15 protein-coding genes are annotated in these 21,019 nt (G+C 50.1%); 8 read left to right on the forward strand and 7 right to left on the reverse strand.

Annotated features, from left to right (window positions below; genetic code table 11):
• Nucleotides 1-62: 62 nt before the first annotated feature.
• The 4 genes from cobA (at nucleotide 63) to NNX04_RS16365 (ending at nucleotide 5,662) form a co-directional block, all read left to right on the forward strand.
• The gene (cobA, locus tag NNX04_RS16350) at nucleotides 63-995 is read left to right on the forward strand and encodes a uroporphyrinogen-III C-methyltransferase (RefSeq protein WP_261946472.1); all 933 of its coding nucleotides are present in this window, start codon (nucleotides 63-65) and stop codon (nucleotides 993-995) included.
• 99 nt (nucleotides 996-1,094) lie between these two features.
• Nucleotides 1,095-3,635, forward strand: coding sequence for a nitrite reductase large subunit NirB (gene nirB, locus NNX04_RS16355; RefSeq protein ID WP_007638372.1), 2,541 nt, complete (start codon nucleotides 1,095-1,097; stop codon nucleotides 3,633-3,635).
• Between the two features lie 119 nt (nucleotides 3,636-3,754).
• On the forward strand, nucleotides 3,755-4,087 hold the full coding sequence (gene nirD, locus NNX04_RS16360) for a nitrite reductase small subunit NirD (RefSeq protein WP_151055743.1): 333 nt from the start codon (nucleotides 3,755-3,757) through the stop codon (nucleotides 4,085-4,087).
• 219 nt (nucleotides 4,088-4,306) lie between these two features.
• Nucleotides 4,307-5,662, forward strand: coding sequence for a PAS domain S-box protein (locus tag NNX04_RS16365; RefSeq protein WP_157152424.1), 1,356 nt, complete (start codon nucleotides 4,307-4,309; stop codon nucleotides 5,660-5,662).
• Here NNX04_RS16365 and NNX04_RS16370 read toward each other — a convergent pair.
• Nucleotides 5,659-6,633: an AraC family transcriptional regulator gene (locus NNX04_RS16370; protein WP_007638362.1), complete on the reverse strand. Its 975-nt coding sequence runs from the start codon at nucleotides 6,631-6,633 to the stop codon at nucleotides 5,659-5,661. The genes NNX04_RS16365 and NNX04_RS16370 overlap by 4 nt on opposite strands.
• Before the next feature lie 260 nt (nucleotides 6,634-6,893).
• On the opposite strand from NNX04_RS16370, the gene NNX04_RS16375 reads away from it, so the two are divergent.
• Nucleotides 6,894-7,394, forward strand: a complete 501-nt coding sequence (locus NNX04_RS16375) for an ester cyclase (protein WP_261946473.1) — start codon at nucleotides 6,894-6,896, stop codon at nucleotides 7,392-7,394.
• 71 nt (nucleotides 7,395-7,465) lie between these two features.
• Nucleotides 7,466-8,581 carry a hypothetical protein gene (locus NNX04_RS16380; RefSeq protein ID WP_261946474.1) on the forward strand — a complete coding sequence of 372 codons (1,116 nt, stop codon included), beginning with the start codon at nucleotides 7,466-7,468 and terminating at the stop codon, nucleotides 8,579-8,581.
• 37 nt (nucleotides 8,582-8,618) lie between these two features.
• Here NNX04_RS16380 and NNX04_RS16385 read toward each other — a convergent pair whose 3' ends face one another.
• From NNX04_RS16385 to argH, 3 genes are all read right to left on the reverse strand, one after another.
• Nucleotides 8,619-11,552, reverse strand: a complete 2,934-nt coding sequence (locus tag NNX04_RS16385) for a class I adenylate cyclase (RefSeq protein WP_261946475.1) — start codon at nucleotides 11,550-11,552, stop codon at nucleotides 8,619-8,621.
• Nucleotides 11,553-11,557: 5 nt separating this feature from the next.
• Complete coding sequence (locus NNX04_RS16390) at nucleotides 11,558-13,711, reverse strand: PAS domain-containing hybrid sensor histidine kinase/response regulator (protein WP_261946476.1); 2,154 nt, start codon at nucleotides 13,709-13,711, stop codon at nucleotides 11,558-11,560.
• 191 nt (nucleotides 13,712-13,902) lie between these two features.
• On the reverse strand, nucleotides 13,903-15,303 hold the full coding sequence (gene argH, locus NNX04_RS16395; RefSeq protein ID WP_261946477.1) for an argininosuccinate lyase: 1,401 nt from the start codon (nucleotides 15,301-15,303) through the stop codon (nucleotides 13,903-13,905).
• 216 nt (nucleotides 15,304-15,519) lie between these two features.
• On the opposite strand from argH, the gene NNX04_RS16400 reads away from it, so the two are divergent.
• The gene (locus NNX04_RS16400; protein WP_261946478.1) at nucleotides 15,520-16,617 is read left to right on the forward strand and encodes a sensor histidine kinase; all 1,098 of its coding nucleotides are present in this window, start codon (nucleotides 15,520-15,522) and stop codon (nucleotides 16,615-16,617) included.
• A 44-nt stretch (nucleotides 16,618-16,661) separates the two neighbouring features.
• Complete coding sequence (locus tag NNX04_RS16405; protein WP_261946479.1) at nucleotides 16,662-17,396, forward strand: LytR/AlgR family response regulator transcription factor; 735 nt, start codon at nucleotides 16,662-16,664, stop codon at nucleotides 17,394-17,396.
• A 114-nt stretch (nucleotides 17,397-17,510) separates the two neighbouring features.
• Here NNX04_RS16405 and NNX04_RS16410 read toward each other — a convergent pair whose 3' ends face one another.
• From NNX04_RS16410 to NNX04_RS16420, 3 genes are all read right to left on the reverse strand, one after another.
• The gene (locus tag NNX04_RS16410; RefSeq protein ID WP_261946480.1) at nucleotides 17,511-19,211 is read right to left on the reverse strand and encodes a cellulase family glycosylhydrolase; all 1,701 of its coding nucleotides are present in this window, start codon (nucleotides 19,209-19,211) and stop codon (nucleotides 17,511-17,513) included.
• A 378-nt stretch (nucleotides 19,212-19,589) separates the two neighbouring features.
• Nucleotides 19,590-20,306, reverse strand: a complete 717-nt coding sequence (locus tag NNX04_RS16415) for a DUF6445 family protein (RefSeq protein ID WP_040390954.1) — start codon at nucleotides 20,304-20,306, stop codon at nucleotides 19,590-19,592.
• Nucleotides 20,284-20,991: a SapC family protein gene (locus NNX04_RS16420; RefSeq protein ID WP_007638345.1), complete on the reverse strand. Its 708-nt coding sequence runs from the start codon at nucleotides 20,989-20,991 to the stop codon at nucleotides 20,284-20,286. Before NNX04_RS16420 ends, NNX04_RS16415 begins: the two co-directional genes overlap by 23 nt.
• Nucleotides 20,992-21,019 lie beyond the last annotated feature (28 nt).

Below are 21,019 nucleotides of genomic sequence, written 5' to 3' on the forward strand. Positions count from 1 at the left end.
CGGCTGCGTCGTATTTATAAGCATATGAAAATAAAAGGAAAATAATTTTTTTGTAGAAAAAAATGGATATGGCACTGCGTTTGCAATTCCCTGATTGTAAACAACAGGCAGGTAATGTCATGAACCATTTCTTCAAAGCCAATATCCAGATACTGCCCTCGGCGCTGATAAAAGCGCGCGGCGTAAAAAAAACAGGCGACAGTCAGGAGCGAGCCAAAAAATCACCTGCTGGCAAAGTCTGGTTGGTAGGTGCAGGCCCGGGCGATGCGGAATTGTTAACGCTGAAAGCGCTGCGTGCGATCAATAACGCCGACATTATTTTTTACGATTATCTGGTCAGCCCGGATATTCGCGCGCTGTTCCCTTCGCACATTCCTGCGCACTATGTGGGTAAAGCAAAAAACCAACACAGCATCAGGCAGGAAGATTTAAATCAATTATTGGTTACCCAAGCGCAAGCGGGTTTAAACGTTTGCCGCATTAAAGGTGGTGATCCTTTTGTCTTTGGTCGCGGCGGCGAAGAATTGTTAGAGCTGCGTAGCGCGGGTATCGATGCCGAAGTCATTCCCGGCATTACCTCCGCTTCCGGCTGCAGTACTTACGCCGATATTCCGTTAACTCATCGCGGTTTGTCGCAGGGCTGCACCTTTGTCACCGGTCACGCTGAAAAAAGCTTGGATGTGAATTGGGCTGCACTGGCGCAATTGAATCACACCCTGGTGTTTTACATGGGCCTGACTCGCGCCGATGAAATTGCTACGCAATTATTGGCGGGCGGTTTGGCGGCGGACACGCCGGTTGCGATTATTGAAAACGGTTGCCGCAAAGACCAGCGCGACATTATTTCCACCTTAACTGAATTTCCTGTCGCGGTAATTCGCGAGCAAGTGCAATCACCGGCGCTGATTATTGTGGGCGAAGTGGTGCGCATGAAAGAAAAGTTGCAAGCACAAGTCTGGCAGCACTCCAGCGCAGAGAGTTTGCTGCTGGCCTAGTGGCAGCAGCGCAAGAGAAATATTTCAACCGGTTAGCTTTGGCTAGTTAAAACATTCAGTTCAAAGACATAGATAAGCGTTTAATAACGTGAGGCACATATGAAGAAGCGTATTGTTGTAGTCGGTAACGGCATGGTAGGGCACAAGTTTATTGATAATTTGGTAAACCATGCTGAAGCTGATCAATATCAAGTGGTAACTTTTTCAGAGGAGCCGCGCCTTGCTTATGACCGCGTACAGCTCTCCAAATATTTTTCCGGTTCTACCGCTGACGATTTAATGTTGACCAGCGAAGATTATTACCGCGAAAAAAATATCGACTTTATCTTGAAAGATAAAGTGATCGATCTGGATTTTGAAAACAAAGAAGTGATTACCGCATCGGGTCGCCGCGAAGGCTACGACAAATTAGTGTTAGCGACAGGTTCGTTTCCGTTTGTACCGCCAATTCCCGGTAACAATGGTGAGCACTGTTTGGTGTACCGCACTATTGAAGACCTGGAGGCCATTACCAATTCTGCCAGCGTCAGCAAAGTGGGTGTAGTAGTGGGCGGTGGTCTGCTCGGTTTGGAAGCGGCCGCCGCGTTAAAAGCAGCTGGCCTTGAAACTCACGTGGTGGAATTTGCACCGCGCTTGATGGCAGTACAACTCGATGAAGGTGGCGGTAAATTATTGCGCCGCAAAATTGAAGCTATCGGCGTAAAAGTTCACACCCAAAAAGCCACCACCGAAATTGTGGCAGGTACCGAAGCGCGCTATCGCATGAATTTTGCTGATGGCAGCCATTTGGAAACCGATATGATTTTATTCTCTGCCGGTATTCGCCCGCAGGACGAACTCGCGCGCAAATGCGGTTTGGGTGTGGGTGAGCGCGGCGGTATTGTAGTGGACAATAATTGCTTAACCACCATCAAAGATGTCTATGCAATTGGCGAATGTGCGCTGTGGAATAATCGCATTTACGGTTTGGTTGCGCCCGGTTACCAAATGGCAAAAGTAGCGGTATCCCATATTACTGGCGGCAGCGATCAATTTATGGGTGCGGACATGAGCACCAAATTAAAGCTGCTTGGCGTGGATGTAGCTTCTATTGGCGATGCTCACGGTACTACTCCGGGTTCATTAAGTTATACCTACAGCAACGATGTCGATGAAGTTTATAAGCGCATGATCGTTTCTGCCGACAATAAAAAATTGTTGGGCGCGGTATTGGTAGGCGATGTAGAGGCTTACGGCACATTGCAACAAATGTGCGTTAACGGTATGGATTTACCGGATGATCCCAACTGCTTAATTCTGCCTAACGTCGATGGCGGCGGCATGGCAATTGGTGTGGATGCGCTGCCGGAAACGGCCATGATCTGCTCCTGTTTTGATGTGAGTAAAGGTGCAATTTGTTGTGCCGTACAAGACGGTGCGCGCACCATGGGCGACATCAAAGCCATCACCAAAGCGTCTACCGGTTGCGGTGGTTGCAGCGCATTAACCAAACAAGTGATGGACTCCGAACTGACCAAGTTGGGCGTGGAAGTAAGCAACCATATTTGCGAGCACTTCCCGCATTCGCGTCAGGAATTGGCTGACATAGTGCGCATCAAAAAAATCAAAACCTTTGACCATTTGCTGGATGAACACGGCCATGGTTTGGGTTGTGAAATTTGTAAGCCGGCCGTTGGATCCATTCTTGCTGCTTTCTGGAATGAATATGTGTTGGATGAAAAACACATTGGCTTGCAAGACACTAACGATATTTTCCTGGGCAATATGCAAAAAGACGGCACCTATTCCATCGTGCCGCGTGTTGCCGGTGGCGAGATTACGCCGGACAAATTAATTGTGCTCGGCCAAGTCGCCAAAGATTACAAACTCTACACCAAAATCACTGGCGGCCAGCGTATCGATTTATTCGGCGCGCAATTGCATCAGTTGCCGGCGATTTGGAAAATTTTGGTCGATGCCGGTTTTGAAACGGGTCACGCCTACGGCAAATCATTGCGCACCGTGAAATCCTGTGTGGGTAGCACCTGGTGTCGTTATGGGGTGTTGGATTCGGTGGGCATGGCGATTGAATTGGAAAATCGCTACAAGGGTGTCCGTGCACCGCACAAAATTAAATTTGGTGTGTCGGGTTGTACCCGTGAATGTGCTGAAGCGCAGTCCAAAGATTTTGGGGTTATCGCCACCGAAACTGGTTGGAGTTTATATGTGTGTGGTAACGGCGGTATGCGCCCGCGGCACGCTGATTTATTTGCCACCGGTTTGGATGATGTCACCCTCATTAAATATATCGACCGCGTCATGATGTTCTACATCCGTACCGCGGATCGCCTACAGCGCACGTCGGTGTGGCTGGAAAATATGGAAGGCGGTTTGGATTACCTGAAGAAAGTGGTGATTGACGATAAGTTATCTATTTGTGCGGAATTGGAAGCGCAAATGGCCTACAACATCAGCCAGTACCAGTGCGAATGGAAAACCACCGTCGAAAACGAAACGCTGCAAAAACGTTTCAAACATTTTATCAACACCGATGCCACCGATGACAATTTGGCTTATGTCGTAGAGCGCGAACAAATTCGCCCTGCGACGGCGCTGGAACGTAGCAACAGCAGCATTCAATTTGTTGAGTTGGTGGATTAATTATCCGCTGCCCGTATGGCGTCTAACGAAATACGGGGCTTTGAATAAATTAATGATCCTGTAGGGCGCTAGGCGCCATACGGGCTACGAATCAAAAAGTATTTTAGTGAGAAAAAATTATGAGTGATAAACCCTGGATCAGCGTGTGTGAGCTTGATGATTTGTTGCCCGATACCGGTGTTTGTGCGCAGGTAAATAGCAAGCAGGTCGCCATTTTTCGTTCGCGTCGTTTAAATGAAATTTTTGCGATCAGCAATTACGATCCTATCGGCGAGGCGAATGTATTGTCGCGCGGTATTATTGGTTCAATCGGTGATGAAGTGGTTGTCGCTTCGCCACTGTACAAAGAGCACTACAATCTGCGCACCGGTGAGTGTTTGGAAAAACCCGAGTATGCCGTAGCGGTATTTCCAGTGCGGGTTGATGATGGTTTGGTACAAGTGCAGGTCTAGTTAACCGCGCAAAGTGTAAGCGCTGTAGCAATAGTTTTTTGTGAGTACTTCCCCCTCTTCTTCGACTGCTTCATGAGTCGCTTCCACGGGCAAATCGTTTGATTTGCCCTTTTTTATTGCCGCTGATGACGCCTTGCTGGGCAAACATAGCTATTGCCGGCTGCAATCGAGTAAAATTTGGCAAGTTTTATTCCCGCTTTTTTGACGAGACCCCCGTTTATGAGACACGCCCTGGTGTTTATCGCCTTTGCCAGCCTGAGTTTGAGCGCCTATGCCGATGTATTTGCCGTGTTCCGCGAAGAGGACGGCAGTACCCGTTGGCAATATGTGGCCAATACCAGCGCCAGCTTGCTGATATTGGCGTTGCTGATAGTGCTGTTTTTTCTCATTCGCGCCCACTGGCGTGCAGTGCGCTCCAATCGTGCGCTGACCGAAATTAAGGCAACCCTGGAGGAGCGTGTGGCGCACCGCACTGCTGAATTGCAGGAGCGCGAGGCTTATATCGCCAGTATTGTGAATTCCATGCCTGTGATGTTGATTGGCTTGAACCAGAAATTGGAAATTACCCAGTGGAATAAAAAGGCCGAAGAGGTTACTGGTCGCCCACTCAAAGATGTAGTGGGCACAAATTTGTGGAAAGCTTATTCCTCCATCACCCTGACCGAGGCTCAGGTTAAGGCGGTATTGGAATCGGGCGAGACCATGAACATCAAACATGCCCAGCCCGGCCAATACAGTTTTGATATCACGCTTTATCCGCTGGATAAACAGGATGATACCGGCATAGTGATTTTGATTTCCGATGTCACCAAACAAGTCAACGCCGAAAATAAATTAGCCGAGCGCGATAAGGTTTCTGCGATGGGTGAATTGGCCTCGGCGATGGTGTATGACATCAGCCTACCCATCAACAGTATTTTTGCCCGGGTTTCCAGCGCGCGCCAGGAATTGGAAGCGGCGGATTTAGGTGAAGTAAAAGAGTTTTTGTTAAGCGAAGTGGAAATGGTGCGTCAAAGCGCGCAACAAGCTACAGCGATTGCACAAAATTTATTGGAGCTGGCCAGTAGTCATCACGACATCAAGCAGCCCGCAGCAATTGCGCCGATTATGGATCACAGCATTGAATTGGCGAGTCAGTTGTTCAAAGATGCAGAGGGGTTGGCATTTCGCCAGATTAATATCCGTCGCAACTACGCTGCTAATCTGCCGGAAATCCCCTGTTTTCCCGCGGAACTGGCACAGGTATTTGTGCGTTTGATGCGCAATGCATTTTATGCGCTCAACGCCAAACCTTGGCATGACAATGACAAACCCTGGATTAATATTGAGATAGCAGAATTTTACGACTCGCTGTGGATTAAGCTGGCACACAACGGCAAATGTCTCAGCGAAGAAGAACAGTTGGATATTTTCCAGCCCTATTTTGCGATGAACAGTCATCCGGAAAGTTGCCCGGTCGAGCAGCGTTTGTCCTATTCCTACTTCATCATCGCCCATCACCACCGCGGCCAAATGGCAGTCACCTCCGACGAGCAAAACGGCACCTGTTTTAATATTCAATTGGCGCTGGGTTAAGCATTGGCCATGAGTTGTTTGGTGGCGCGCAGTTGCGCCAAATCGCGTACCGGCGGCAAACCAAACAGGCGATGGTATTCGCGATTAAATTGCGATGGGCTTTCGTAGCCGACACGATGGCTGGCTGTCGCCGCATCCAGATTTTCTGCAAACAACAAACGCCGCGCTTCTTGCAAGCGTAAATTTTTTTGATATTGCAGCGGCGTCATATTGGTCACGTTTTTAAAATGGGTGTGCAGTGACGAATTACTCATACACGCCGTTTGCGCCAACTCTTCAATGCGCCAGCTTTTTTGGAAATCCCGTTTCAGTAGTGCAATTACGGCGGCAATTTTTTGCGCGTGGCTATCGGCAAGCGCGATTTGGTGGAGCGCATCAGCCTGGTCGTCTTGCAGCAGGCGGTAGAGTATTTCGCGCTCAAACAGCGGAGCCAGAATCGGCAGGTCAGCGGGATTGTCCAGCAAGCGCAACAGGCGCAGCACAGCATCCAATAAGTGCCCATTGGCCTGGCTTACAAACAGCCCGCGCTGCGACCTGACCGCACGGCTAAGTTTGTCGTGGCTGGTTTGCGGCGAGGTATTTTTGGGTGTGGTTTCAATTAACAAGTCGCTGATTTTTTGTGGCGTTAATTCCAGGCGGACACACAAATAAGGTTTATCCTCGCTCGCCTCAACAACTTGGCCCACCACGGGTAAATCCACAGCGGCGACCAAATAGTGCCTGGGGCTGTAGTTATAAATTTCATCGCCCAGCATGGCGCGTTTACACCCCTGCGCAATAATGCATAGCGCGGGTTCATAGCGCCCATGGATTGCTTCACTCGTGCGGTTGGCGCGATAAATTTGCAGCGGCCCAAACGCGGTTTTGCTCATGCCTTCCTGCGGGGCAAGTTTGAGCGTTCGCGCTACCATCTCCGCCAGAATGGCATCGACACTGGGGCTGGTTATAAGGCTGGGGTCGGCCGCATTCATCGCTTGAATCCTCGTTAATAACACAGCACCGAGTGTAGCGCGTTGGCTTCGTGCCTAGAACCGGTTGCAGCATGAGTCTGGAGGAATAGGCAATAACCCGAGAGTAATTGGCTATCCGCGCGCGCGCGCAAACCCTATATTTACCCTGCCGCTGTGCAATTCCGCCTTGACCTTACCATGGCGGAAGGTTTCAAACTGGCGCTCACCCTATCCGGGCCGGCCAATTTATTTGAGAATCCCCACAAGGGAAGGAGCTGAGTATGCAACACCACCAATCCCTGAATGCTGACATCCGTGAATTTTTACGTGGCGCTTTTTCCGGTTCTGCTGCGCACTTTGAACGCTATGTTGCCGAACAGGTTCGTTGCTGGGGATTTCCGGAGTTTAATCCTGAATGTCGCCATGAGTATCAGGGCTTTTTTAATTTATTGATGGATGTATTTGCTGATGCCAATTGGTCGATTGAGCAATTGTTGACGAGCGATTCAGAGGCCCTGGTAACCTTTAGTGTGCAGGGCGTTCATCACGAGGAATTTATGGGGCTGCCAGCAACCGGGTGTCTGCTGACGATGCGCGCGCGTTTGCTGCTGCGGGTAAAAGCCGGGCAAATTAGTGAATCCTGGATGTACGGAAAATCCATTCAACTTATCACCAGCAAGGGTAAGTGTTTTGAGTTACAGCCCTCGGCTGAGGCGCGTGCGGTAGTTTCATCGCCCCTTACTTCGCTGTGTCACTCGCACCGGTCCCACGCCAGTCGATGACAAAAGCCAACTAACCTGCCGCGCATTTTGTGGAACAATAGTTGTTCCCTAAATACTCGGCAGCTGGTGCTATGGCAGAACAATCCTTGATGAAAGATGGCTTGGGCCGCGCGGCAATCGCGCGTATTGGCAACAGCCTGGCGCAGGTGATTCCACAATTTGATGCGCGGGCATTTGAGGCCGATGCCCGGCGCGGATTGGATCAGCTTGAATTAAAAGCGCGGGTTCATCACCTGATTGATGTTTTGCATCGCCATTACGATTTGCCGTTTAAAAAACTCAGCAACTATTTGCAGCATTTACCCGAGGTGTGGGACAGGGGCAGCGCGGCAGACAATAAAGCCGGTTTTGCCGCTTGGCCGGTGATTGATTACGTCGCCGTACACGGCTTAGCGCACCCCAAAGAAGCGCTGCACACGCTGGAAAAATTAACACCGCTGTTCAGCGCAGAATTTGCGATTCGCCCGTTTATCCAACAACACCCGGATTTTACCTACGCAAAATTAGTGGACTGGTGCGATCACCCTTCCGAGCATGTGCGCCGTTTAGCGTCGGAAGGTTCGCGCCCGCGTTTGCCCTGGGGCATGCGCCTGCCGCAATTTATTCATAACCCCGAACCACTGCTGGGGATTTTGCAAAAATTAAAAACTGACGAGAGTTTATATGTGCGTCGCTCGGTGGCGAATAACCTGAACGACATCAGTAAGGACAATCCGGAATGGATGATCAAGTTGTGTGCAGCCTGGTTGGCCGATTCTCACGAGCATACCAATTGGATTGTAAAACACGCCATGCGCAGTTTGGTAAAAGCGGGCGATGCGCGGGTATTTCCTCTTTTGGGTTATGCCGCTAAACCCAGTGTAACGCTAAGTGATATTAAGCTTGCTAAACACACCATTGCCCTGGGCGATGCGCTTGAATTTAATTGCACGCTTAGCGGCGGCAAACGCGCGCAACATGTGGTGGTGGATTATGTGATCTATTTTATGAAAGCCAACGGCAAGCTCGCACCCAAAGTTTTTAAATTAAAAAATATTGCACTTGCTGCCAACGAAACTGTTGTTATTTCCAAGCGCCACTCATTCAAACCTATTACTACCCGCCGCTACTACACTGGTGCACATCAAGTGGCGATCCAAATCAATGGTACAGAAATAGCGCGCCGTGAATTTGAGCTTACACGCTAAGCGCTGACAATTATTTCACCACAATTGATTGGTGTAATCAGAGCAGTGCCAGTGCCTGATTGAGCTTGTCTTCCAGTTCGGATTTCAGGTGCAAATAGTGCCCGAGTTGCAGCCCGGTTTGTTGGGCAATAGTGTCCTGACAGAGCGATAAATCCAGATCGGTAATGTAGCAGGGGTAGCGCTCGCCCTGTTTGCGGCGCTGCACAATGTAATTGGCCACAGCGCTAAATAATTGCTCGCCATAACTGAGCGCAGAAAATTCCTGTTCATCACAAAAAATGGTATAGCGCAGTTGTTGTTCGCTATCCATTTCGGCAATCGCTTTAATGTTGATAAAGTGCAATTGCGACCAGTCTTTTTGCAAGTGACGTGGTTCCGCAATAGCTTGTTGTTGTTTGATGTTGCCGGTGAGTTCGTAAATTAGAATATCTTTCTGTTCACCCGCAGTAATCGTCTGCGCGCTGTTCAATAATTGGCGCTGCAGTGCGGCATTAATAAACGTCACCAGCGGTCGCAATAGGGTTTGTTGGTTGTGATAAGAAGAATGGATGCTAAACAGCGAACCGCGTTCATCAATAATAATGATTTTGGCATCGCTGCCTTCCAGATAATAAAACAAATAAATCGCACGCTTCTTAGCGGTCTCGCAGATTAAACGCAGGGGTTTGTCGCGCAACCCATAGCGGTCAATCACAATCGGGCTGTAATCGCTCTGTGCTTGCCCCAACCGTTCCAATAATTTTTCGTAACTTTTAAAGCGCTGAATTTGCGGCAGCTGCTGCACAAATTGCAGTACCAAATATTCATCGCCGACTTCCAGCACGTAGCGGCTGGAGCGCGGGCGGGTGCCGGAATAAAAGCAGCTGATCAGGTCGCGCCATAATTCGGTAAGGCGCTGGGTAATATTGTTGCCCTGGCTGCTGCTAAAACAGCGAATGCTCAGCTCGGGCAAACTGAAGGGTTTGCCCGGCGAAAATAAGCGGAAATAATGCAACAGGCAATTGACCAATGCGTCATTGGCATAGTGGCGACAAATCAATTCACCCCAGGAGTTGATGTGAATAACATCGGCATTGATGATCAAATTTTCACGCAGTCCACTGTAACCCAATGCATCGCGTTGGCTGCTGAGCATCTGCATGCCTTTTTTATGTAACTCAACCTGGGGTTCAACGCCGGTATTGATAATGAGCAATATCCGCTCGATGGAAGCCTGGCGGGTAAAGTGTTCGTGCTCTATGGTGAATGGTACCGGCAGCCACTGTTGCAGTGCCTGAATAAGTTGTTGTTTTTGACCGTGGGTAAGTTCAACTTCGCTACCGACAATATCGATTTTGGTGTGGTTTTCCAGAATTTGATTGGCGTGACACCAGAGTAACAATTCCACCAAACTGCGTGAGCGTTTGATGGGCGCCACATCGATATACCGCAGGATCACATCCTGCTGGGTGCCGCGAATCAATTGCCAATTCTTTTCGCCTGCGTTTTTTTGGTCTTGGTTTTTTTCTTCTACCATAAAACACAGTGCATCTTCACTGATATCGCGCGAAATTCCCGGGTTAATCAATTCTACTTTCCCTGCCTTACGCTCAAAGGCCGCGTGCAGTTTTCGCCCGAGAATCATTAATTCATCGCTGGTGATTGCAATTTCATCGCGATGTTGTTTGCTGAGTTCGTTGAGTAAGCGGTAGCTGTGGTTTAATTCATTCACCAATAACGCGCGCTCGCTAATCACGTGCGGCGCTTTCCAATAGGCGCGGTTGTCCAGCATTAATAGTTGATGGCTGCTCCAACCCCAGTTGGCGGCCATTTTTTCCAACAGTTGTCGCTGCCAGGATTTTTTACGTTTTGCACTGGTGCGGGACAGCGCTTTATTCACCTTAAAATAAAAACAGCGGCGCACTAGATCCAAGCGCTGAAATTGTTGGTGCTGCTCCAGATACTGTTCAATACGCTGGTAGACCATCACATAGGGGTCAAGCAAATCGGCGTCCGGTTCGCTGCTATAAATCGCGCGTTTTAAACTCAGGGCCAATGGCTCGGCGGCGTGAGTGATTGCAGTGGAATTTTCTTCGGACGTAAAACTGCTTAGGCTAGTGCTGCTCGCACTGGCATAGACCTCAAGCAACAATAGTTTCAGCACAGATTTGTAGGGCGATTCAATCGCTTTATAAAGTTGCCAGACGCCCGCGCCAATAAATTCGTTGGCGGGAATATCGGGTAGCCCGCCAAAATCGATTACATCTTGCGATTTAAGAAATCGGCGGCCTACTAATTTTTCACAAAAATCCTGATAGTCGCGCTCGCGTGAAGCGGGCACAAACCACCAGAGTGGAACCTTGCCCGCAAGCCAAAGCGCCGTGCGATAAAATTCGTCCAGTAATAAATAGTGTTGCGCCGAACCACTGGCTTCGCTGCTTAACCCCTGGTTGCGCTGCTGTGAAAATTCGTCGGCATTCATTAAAAAGAAATGCACTTCCAAGTGAATTTGTTGCGCGGCCCAGGCGCTGATCAACGCGCATTTGCGTTCCAGTTCGTGCAGGGTGGGGTAGTTTGCATCCAAACTGTGGCACACCCATACATCCAAATCGCTGGAGTCGCTTTGGGCAATAGTGCCCACGCTACCCATAATAAACAGTGCATCAATGTAACAATTCTTTTCAGTGAGATCGCGCTGATAATTAAAACTGCGCGCAATAATTTTTGCGTAGCGCAGTTGCTCAGCCGTGGGCGAGTATTGGTAAACACCGGCGGGTGTGCTGTGGGAAATATAACCCGGCAGCATGGGGTGATTAACGTGAAACAGCAGTGGCAACAATTGTAAAAATTGCTGCTGGCGCTCGGACAGCGCCGCACAAGTGCGTGCATAACGCTGTTGGTTTAAGGTGAGAAATCGCTGCTTCAGTTGGCTGAGTTGTTTGCGGTCAACACCATCGTCTATATCGTGAATATCTATCGGGCGGGAAAACATAGGTCTCAATGTGGCAGATGGTCATTGGTTACACTGTGGGCACGTAAAATATCAGCCAGTGTTGTATAAAGTAACTCCGGGTTCACCGGTTTTGATAAATAACCATCCATGCCGGCGGCTAAACAGCGCTCGCGATCACCGCGCATGGCTTGCGCTGTGACAGCAATAATTGGAATCTGTGCCACGGGAAATTTACTGCTCACCGCACCGGCGCGAATTTGGCGCGTTGCTTCTATGCCATCCATTTCCGGCATTTCCAAATCCATCAACACTGCCGCATAAGGTTGCTCGGCGACTTCCAATAATTGCAGGGCTTCAACGCCGTTGGTGGCAATGGTGCAGCTAATGTTTTTCTTTTTCAAAATACCGCGCAGTACCTGTTGGTTCACCAAATTGTCTTCGGCGATAAGCACGCGGCTATTATCCAGCAGTGCTGTGGTTTCCTGATCGCTGCTGATCGGCGGGCTGATTTCCTGCAGCGATTGCACTTGCGCAATCGTTTGGCCTATCGCATCAAACAGGCGCGATTCACTCACTGGTTTACTTAAAAATTCATCGACTAAAACAGCACTGGGGTCGGCACTGGAAATTTCGTCGCGGTGATAAGCCGAAATTAAAAATACCCAAGGTTTTTTGCGCAGTGTGTGATCGGCTTTAATCAGGCCGGTTAATTGCAAACCATTGATACCCGGCATGCGGTAGTCGAGCAGTACAAAGTGGTAAGGCTGGCCATATTTGTCGGCGTTGCGAATGCGCTCCAGCACATTTAGCGCACAGTCCTCTTCGTCCACTTGCAAGTTAATGCTGCGCGCTGTGCTCGCAATAATAGTGCGCGCGATGGTGTTGTCATCCACAATCAATACACGAATATTGTTTAAGTTGCGCGGTTGGTTGAGCAGGGTTTTTTCGCCCAGATGGCTGTGTTCCAAAACTACGCTGAAACTGACTTTACAACCTTTTTTGGGGCTGGACTCTATTGCAAACTTGCCCTGCATCAAATGCACCAAGTGACTGCAAATACTCAGACCATAAGTATTTTTATCGGTGGAGATGAGGTTTTTGTTAAACACCAGCTGTTCTTTAATCGCCGCCAGTTGTTTGTGGCTCATGCCTGTACCCTTGTCCTCCACGGTGAATTCGAGCATCAGCTGTTTGCGGGTCTGGCGGGTTTTGGCAACGCGCACAATCACTTGATCGGTATTGGAATACTGAAAGGCATTACTAATTAAATGGCCGAGAATTTGGCTCAAACGCGAGGCGTCACCGCGCAAAAAACGCGGCACATCGGGTTTGATGTCGTACACAATATTGACGTTGCGATGCAGTGCGCTGATTTCAAACAGGCGCGATATTTTTTCAAACAAATGTTCAATATCAAAATGGGCATATTCCAGAATGACTCGTCCCGCTTCAATTTTGGAGAAGTCGAGTAACTGGTTGATAATTTGCAACAGTGAATCGGCGGCGGAATTAATACTGGAGAGATAACTCTGTTGCTGCTCATCCAGCGGCGTGTCGTGCAGCAAGTAGCCGATACCGATAATCGCATTCATCGGCGTGCGAATTTCATGGCTGACACGGGCGAGGAATTCGCTTTTGGTTTTGTTGGCCAGGTCGGCTTGCGCTTTGGCGCTGAGCAGGTCTTCGCGGGTTTTAATAAAGTCGCTGATATCGGTATTTACACCCACACAGCGAGTGGCGCGCCCCTCGGCATCGGGTTCAAAAAATTTGGCTTTGGCGTGTACCCAAATCACCTCGCCACTGCGGTGTAGCATGCGGCATTGCAACTGCACGGACTCGCGCCGATTATCCAGCGCAGTGCGGTACTCGGTGAGCATGTTATCCAGGTCGTCGGGGTGGACAAAATAATCGCGTAGGGTTTCCAGGTTGCCGGGCAGGTCGCCATAGTCGTAACCGAGCATGCGCAGGTAGCTGCGATTGAAATAAATTTTGCCGCTCGGGATATGCCAATCCCACAGACCGTCGTTAGTCGCCTCCATCGCGTACTGATGGCGCGTATCCCGATCAACCATGGCTTGTTGTTGAAGTTGCTGTTGTTGCAGTTCTTGTTTTAGGGAGGCGAGCTCTTCCTCCAGCTGCCGGACTCTGGCTGCCAGTGCTTGCTCAGTTGTTCCTGAATGGGGTGGGTGTTCACTCATATCCCTAACCAGTGCCTCTGTTGTATCCGGGCAAAAACAAGCTGCCAGAATTAAAGCCTAGTTCATTCCGGCGTGAATTCCAGAAATTCAGGCTATCGATCCTGGTTTTGGCGAGGGAAAAATCCACGGCAATAAAAAACGCCGCCCGCGATTAACGGGCGGCGTTTTGAGGTAAGACACGATCAGTTCAATCAGGCGCGATTGGCAAGGCTTGTTTTGGCGCGCTCAACCGCAGCTTTTACTTGCGCCGGTGCAGTACCGCCGATGTGATTGCGCGCGGCGACGGAACCTTCCAGCGTTAATACAGCAAATACATCCTGCTCGATAACCGTGGAGAAGGCTTGCAGTTCGGCCAGACTCATCTCCGACAAGTCTTTACCGGTTTGCACACCATAACCAACGGATTTGCCGACAATTTCATGGGCATCGCGGAAGGCAACGCCTTTGCGTACCAGATAGTCCGCGAGGTCAGTGGCAGTGGAGAAGCCGCGTTTGGCGGCTTCGTACATTTTCTCTTTGCGCGGTTGAATCGCGGGAATCATATCGGCGAAGGCGCGCAGGCAGTCTTTCACGGTATCGATTGCATCAAACACCGGCTCTTTGTCTTCCTGATTGTCTTTGTTGTAAGCCAAAGGCTGGGATTTCATCAGGGTCAAAAGCGCAGTCAAGTGACCGTAAACACGGCCAGTTTTGCCACGTACCAGTTCAGGCACGTCGGGGTTTTTCTTTTGCGGCATGATCGAGGAGCCGGTGCAGAAGCGATCCGGTAAATCGATAAAGCTGAATTGCGATGAAGTCCAGAGCACCAGCTCTTCGCTTGCGCGCGACAAGTGCATCATCAGGATGCTGGCGAAGGCGGCAAATTCGATGGCGAAGTCGCGGTCGCTCACTGAGTCGAGTGAGTTTTCGGTCGGTGCATCAAAACCCAGTAGCTGCGCAGTGTAGGCACGGTCGATAGGGTAAGTTGTACCGGCGAGTGCAGCGGCGCCCAGCGGTAAATAATTCATGCGCGCACGGCAGTCCATCAAGCGCGAATAATCGCGCTGCAGCATTTCAAACCACGCCAACAAATGATGACCAAAAGTCACCGGCTGAGCGGTTTGCAAATGGGTAAAACCGGGCATGATGGTATCGGCATTGGCTTCGGCAACTTGCAGCAGGCCTTGTTGCAAGCGAGTCAATTCTTTTGCGATTGCATCGATTTCGTCGCGCAAATAGAGGCGTATGTCGGTGGCAACTTGATCGTTACGCGAGCGTCCGGTATGCAGCTTTTTACCGGTGATGCCGATGCGCTGGGTGAGCAGCGCTTCAATGTTCATGTGCACATCTTCCAGGCTGACTGACCAGGTAAATTTACCGGCGACGATTTCTGCACGAATATCTTCCAAACCGGTGATGATCTGGTCGCGCTCGGCTTCGGTTAGCACGCCCACTTTGGCGAGCATGGTGGCATGGGCGATTGAGCCATTGATATCGTGATGGTAAAGGCGGTAATCAAAACCGATAGAAGCGGTAAAGCGCTCTACAAAAGCGTCGGTAGCTTCGCTGAAGCGGCCGCCCCAGGGTTTGATAGGCTGATCGTTTTGGCTCATGAGGAAGTGTCCACAAACTAAAAATAATGAAAGAGATGACGGGCGCGCATAGGCTAAGATTCACCTCTGTACTTTTTACCAAGGTGAGTTACCAAGACAAGTTACCAGAGCTTGCAAATCCAGGCAGGCCGCCGCAGGCCGGGCATTATAGCCCAATGGCCTGTAAATAAGTCGCGGTGCCGCTATGGCTTTTATCCCGCTGTGCAATAGGAATTTATGATGAACACTCAGGACAAAACACCTGCCGCGGGCGCGAGCGAACCAATGCAGCCCTTTCTGACGGATTTATGCAGCAGTCAGTCGGTGTTTTTATTGGTGTTGGTGGCGGAATTACTGGCGCTGCTGCTGACCATTAGCGCCTCGGCCGGGCTACAGCATTTTGACTGGGACAAACTGGCGCTGATCTCGGTGCAAATCCAGTGGGTAGTGCTGTTTAGCGCAATCGCCCTGTGTCGCCTGCGTTTTTGGCTGGGGCGGCAAGATCATGTACGCGCGGGTATTGCCAGTTATGCCTTGGTGCTGGGCATTACCCTGGTGTTATCCAGTGCCGGGCAGTGGATTATCTATGGCGTGAGCGGCCTCGCGTTAGTCGAGGATTACGAATTTGAATTTAACAGCTGGCAGCTGCTGAACAACATGGTTATTGCCGCCATTTTAGGTGGCATTTTGTTGCGCTACCTATATTTGCAGCAGCAGTTGCGGAATCAGCAGCAAGCGGAAATGCAGGCGCGCATTCAAGCCTTGCAATCGCGTATTCGCCCGCACTTTTTATTCAATAGCATGAATTCCATCGCCAGTTTAATTGCGACGGATCCGGATACCGCCGAGCGGGTGGTGGAAGACTTGTCCGAATTATTTCGCGCCAGTCTGGCCGAACCGAGTTTAATTCCGCTCGAACGTGAACTAAGTTTATGTAAACACTATCTGGATATTGAGCAGTTGCGCCTGGGTAAGCGCCTGCAGGTGGATTGGCAAATTGGCGAGTGCAATAAACAGCTAAAAATTCCCAGTTTGATGCTGCAACCACTGGTTGAAAACGCGATTTTCCACGGTGTGGGGCCACTGCCGCGCGGCGGAAAAATTACAGTTAAGGTATCGCAGAACGATAAGCAGCTGAGCATTGTTATAACCAACCCCTATATGCTCGCGAAAAAAAATCAACCCAATAGCGAACCGGCGCAACGTCACAACCGCATGGCATTGGATAATATCCGCCGCCGCCTGACCGCCCATTTTGGCGCGACGGCGCGGCTCTCCAGCAGTGCAGAAAATGGCGTGTTTACGACTTACATTTTTTGCCCGCTCACACCATAAATTTAACCGGCGATTATTTCCAACAACTGTTCGGAACCACGGGTATGGAATTACTGATTGTTGACGACGAAACTCTGGCGCGGCAGCGCTTGCTGCGCATGGTGGAAAAGATTGATGGCTTTCAGGTGGTGGCCGAGGCCGATAACGCCGAGGCAGCACTCATCGCCATTGCCGAGCACGACCCGGATATTGTATTGCTGGATATTCGCATGCCCGGCCGCGATGGTTTAAGCCTTGCCAAGGACATTAGCCAACTGGAAGATCCGCCTGTTGTTATTTTTTGCACCGCGTTCGATCAATACGCACTTGATGCTTTTGGCACCAATGCTGTCGGCTACTTATTAAAACCAGTCAAAGCAGAGCAATTATTGCAAGTACTGGAGAAAGCAAAAAAGCTCAATAAAATCCAGCGTCTCGCCGTGCAGCAACCAAAAACCACAGAAAATCAGCGCAGTCATATTTCCGCTAAAACTCGCCGCGGCGTGGAATTAATCGCGCTGGACGATATTCGTTATTTTCAGGCTGATCAAAAATATGTTACGGTTTTTCATCGCGGCGGTGAGCATTTACTGGATGAAACACTAAAAGAATTGGAAGAAGAATTTAACGGGCGTTTTGTGCGTATTCATCGCAATTCGCTGGTGTCCATCAAACATATTGAAGCGCTGGAGCGCAACGGGCAGGGGCAGTACCACGTGCGTTTGGCCGATACTGCCGCGCGCCCGATTATTAGCCGGCGCCATGTGAGTGATTTAAAAGAATTGTTGAAAATAATCTGATCCTCCCAGTTAATTCATCTGCAATTTATCTGCAAAAAAATCGCCCGTCACTTTCAAAAAGTGCGGGCGATTTTTTTATTTCTTGTGTTGCAGTTATCGCAGCAATCTAAACAATTAACGACAGGTTACTGCCGGCACTTCCACGCTGCCACCGTTGGTATTGCCCTGAAAACCAATCTCCACGGTTTGCCCGGCGGCGATAGTGCCATTCCAGCTCACATTGGTGGCGGTGTAAGGGTTACTGCCACTCAGGTTGGTATTCCAGGAGCTGGTAATACGGTTGTTGCCGGAATACTGCCAGCTGGCGCTCCAGCCCGATTTGCTGGCGGTGCCGGTATTGGTCACCCGAATCGCACCGGTAAAACCGGAACCCCAGGAATTGGTCACCACATAACTGCAGCTCACGCCGCCGGTATTGGCAAGGCTGCTGGACGCCGCGCTGCTCGATGCCGGTATTGAGCTGGGTGCCGCACTGCTGCTGGACGCTGGCACGGAGCTCGGCGCTGCACTGCTGGGGGCTGAGCTACTCGGTGCTGAACTGGCCGTGCCACTACCTTCGATGCCCCAAGGTGCAGGCAATGCCGCACAGCTGGTGCGACCGACGCAACTTTGTTGATTCTCCCAGCCCCACCCACTCACGGTGGTTACACAAATGGGATAGCGATTGCCGTACCAGTTACAGGTTTCGTTGCCAGCAATAGAACTCGAACTGCTGGATGAACTTGTCGCGGAGGAAGATGGCGCAGAAGACGAGCTGGGCGCAATGCTCGAACTACTGACAACACTGCTTGAGCTGCTGGTGCTACCGAAATGGGTCGCTAGTTTGGCGGTGGCTTTGATGCCGTTGGCACTGTTGATCAGGAAGTTACCCCAAGTGCTGAGCGATGCCGGGTTCCAGTTGTTGACTATATCCAGCGGCACGCAACAGCTGCCATTGCCCGACCAGCTCCAGCCCAAATAACCTATGCCCATATCCTGCGCATATTGCAATATCGCCTCTTCCACCACATTGCTGCCGTTATGCTCGGCGCCAAACTCGCCCACTACAATCGCCAAGCCACGGGTTTGGAAGCTGTTCAAATAGCTCTGCACAATCGCCGCGTTGTTATACACCTCATACATATGCACAGAGAAAACCACATTTTGGAGTGTATCTGCCGCCAAAATGGTGGGCGCGTTGTCGCGCATGGCGTTTTGCCAATCCTGCCCCCAGTTGGCGGCATCCACCATCAACATATGGGTGAGGCCGCCCGCGCGCAGCGCACGGATGGCAGTGATATGGTCATTGGTATAAGTCGCTGCTGAAGTGCTATTGCCAAAGGGTTCGTTGGCGATATTCACAATCACATAATCTTCCTGACCAGTGATGGCGGCTTTGATATCGGCGCTCAGCCAATACTCGGTGGCGCGGCTGATATGGGTGGCAGCCGCGCTCTCGCCGAAGCCAGTAGAGTCATGCACTTCCAGCACACAGACCAGTTTATTGACCTTACATTGATTGATGACGTTGGTGACATCGGCGCCGTTATTACGCGTCCATTGGGTGCCATTGCTCAGTACTACCCGCACCGAGTTGGCGCCAGTCGCTGCGATATCACTGAGCGATTTATTCAGACGGTCGGTGTACCAGGTATGGGCGTGGTTAACCCCGCGAAAGACAAAGCTATTGCCGTTGGGGTCCAGCACCTGGGTGCCATTTACCGTCCAGCCCGCAAAGGCCGGCGCGACCATTGCGGACGCCAGCAGCATTGAAGTGGCTAGCGCCAGAGAAGATTTTTTAACGAGAGATTTTTTGAGCGTTGTCAGGTTTTTCATAATGATTCCTTTTGGCAGTGCGGGTTTTGCCCCATGGGCAAATGACTGCGTTCAAACGTTAGAGTTAGCAAACAGAGTCGTATAAGTGGTTGATTTATTGTTGTAATTAGGTGGTGCCTGGAGCTTGGTGAACAGCTACAAACCCGACCATCGCCCCGATGGGTTATCGGAAAAACGAAACCCTGATGTTATTGTTGGGGGGATGGGTAAATGTTTGTAATCGGTTACATATTAAGCCCATTCATTCCCCAACAACAAGCGCTTGAATGGCGGGAAGGGAGTACTGGTGCACAAAGTGGGAATTCTAAGGAGGATTAAAACGCCAGAAGCTAAGTGAGTTGATTGCTACGGATTGTTTGGCAGTGCATTCAGCGACTTTTAACGGAAACGGAAAAAACTGTTAATGGTCAGGCGCCCCTCGCGCGGGTTTGCGCTTAAACCCAGTGTTGGATTGATATCGCCCGAGTGCAGTAAATTGCTGCGATAAACAATGCAGCGATTAAATTTTACCGGCACCTGTCCAATGCGTTGGAAAAGTTCGGTATCGCCATTGATGTAATCAAATTCGCGTCGGTTCTGCGCCATCAATTCCTGTTTTACTGTCTTGAAATAATCCGCCATGCGCGGTTCGGTAATGGTTTCATAGCCACTGCTACGGTGCCGGTAAAACGAGGTGCCGCCAAATTGTTCCTCGCATAAATAATGCACCATCGCAAATTGCAGTGGGTCTGGTGTGTCTATGTGGGGTACGGCTTGAATGGGGCGCAATTTATCGGCGGGTGTGGTGGTGAGTGAAAATGCACACAAGCTCAGTTCGGCCCGTGAGGGTTCGGCAATTAAAAAATGTTGTTTTACCAGCGGTGCTACCAAGGCAAGGCTTTGTTGTGCGTAAATCGGATCGACCGGTTTGCGCAGGCCGGGATAAAAATCGCTGGCCTGCGCACTAAAACCCGGCGCATTGCAGGCCTCAGCAATTAACTGTTCCGGTGCAGTGGCAAACTGGTCGATAACCAGCAGCGGATTTTTTTCCTGCCCTAAATATTGAACCTGCACTTGCCACTGGTTGTGCATATCACGCCAATCCAAGTTGTGCATTTTTTTTCTGGATCAGTGCGTAAATCTGCCCGAGTGAAGCAATCATGGTGTAGATGGGTTTTAAATAACCCTGCTGCTGTAACTGCATCAGTTGCTCGCTACCCAGTTGTGCCAGTGTTTCTTCATTGATGGTATATAAACCCTGGATGCGCTGTTGCTGTTGGTTGGCAAAACTGATGTCCAGTGCCATGGGCATAATCAAATTTAGCGCCAGTAACGTTTTGATAAACACCTGGGTCTCATTTTCGCCGTTAATGAGCGCGGCGAGGCGTGTTTTTGCTTGCTGTAAATAATCGGTCTCTTGCCCACTGCTATCAAAAATAGCTTCGCCTTTGCCGGTTGTTAATACATTGCTCTCCATGTCGATACAAATAATGGTTTGCCCCTGCTGTTCGCCAATAAAAAATGGCTGGCGCATAATTTGTAGCGGTGTGTAAATTCCCTGCCATTGATTGTTTTGCCAAAACAGATTTTCCCCAGCGGTAAACCCCAACAATGCGCTACACACAAACTGGCCGGTCTCGCTATTTTTGCTAAATACTATGGGGTAGTGCACCACCAGTTTTAAAAATTCACTCAGCACCACCGGCACCATATGTTGGTGTGCACCCAGCGCTTCAATGCGCTCCGGGTCTATACGCAGTTGTTGGTGGTGTTGATTATGCAGTGCGACAAATTGCGTCATGTGATTGACTCGTGTGCGATTAAATAAT

The sequence above is a fragment of the Cellvibrio sp. QJXJ genome (genome assembly GCF_024452345.1).
In the GTDB taxonomy this organism is placed as follows: domain Bacteria; phylum Pseudomonadota; class Gammaproteobacteria; order Pseudomonadales; family Cellvibrionaceae; genus Cellvibrio.

Excerpts from the sequence above, each read along its gene's own strand:
- NNX04_RS16410 (WP_261946480.1), bottom strand. The coding sequence starts at position 19,211 with ATGAAAAACCTGACAACGCTCAAAAAATCTCTCGTTAAAAAATCTTCT.
- nirD (WP_151055743.1), top strand. The coding sequence starts at position 3,755 with ATGAGTGATAAACCCTGGATCAGCGTGTGTGAGCTTGATGATTTGTTG.
- NNX04_RS16370 (WP_007638362.1), bottom strand. The coding sequence starts at position 6,633 with ATGAATGCGGCCGACCCCAGCCTTATAACCAGCCCCAGTGTCGATGCC.
- NNX04_RS16415 (WP_040390954.1), bottom strand. The coding sequence starts at position 20,306 with ATGCACAACTTGGATTGGCGTGATATGCACAACCAGTGGCAAGTGCAG.
- NNX04_RS16405 (WP_261946479.1), top strand. The coding sequence starts at position 16,662 with ATGGAATTACTGATTGTTGACGACGAAACTCTGGCGCGGCAGCGCTTG.
- NNX04_RS16420 (WP_007638345.1), bottom strand. The coding sequence starts at position 20,991 with ATGACGCAATTTGTCGCACTGCATAATCAACACCACCAACAACTGCGT.
- cobA (WP_261946472.1), top strand. The coding sequence starts at position 63 with ATGGATATGGCACTGCGTTTGCAATTCCCTGATTGTAAACAACAGGCA.
- NNX04_RS16390 (WP_261946476.1), bottom strand. The coding sequence starts at position 13,711 with ATGAGTGAACACCCACCCCATTCAGGAACAACTGAGCAAGCACTGGCA.
- NNX04_RS16385 (WP_261946475.1), bottom strand. The coding sequence starts at position 11,552 with ATGTTTTCCCGCCCGATAGATATTCACGATATAGACGATGGTGTTGAC.
- NNX04_RS16400 (WP_261946478.1), top strand. The coding sequence starts at position 15,520 with ATGATGAACACTCAGGACAAAACACCTGCCGCGGGCGCGAGCGAACCA.
- NNX04_RS16365 (WP_157152424.1), top strand. The coding sequence starts at position 4,307 with ATGAGACACGCCCTGGTGTTTATCGCCTTTGCCAGCCTGAGTTTGAGC.
- NNX04_RS16375 (WP_261946473.1), top strand. The coding sequence starts at position 6,894 with ATGCAACACCACCAATCCCTGAATGCTGACATCCGTGAATTTTTACGT.
- nirB (WP_007638372.1), top strand. The coding sequence starts at position 1,095 with ATGAAGAAGCGTATTGTTGTAGTCGGTAACGGCATGGTAGGGCACAAG.
- argH (WP_261946477.1), bottom strand. The coding sequence starts at position 15,303 with ATGAGCCAAAACGATCAGCCTATCAAACCCTGGGGCGGCCGCTTCAGC.
- NNX04_RS16380 (WP_261946474.1), top strand. The coding sequence starts at position 7,466 with ATGGCAGAACAATCCTTGATGAAAGATGGCTTGGGCCGCGCGGCAATC.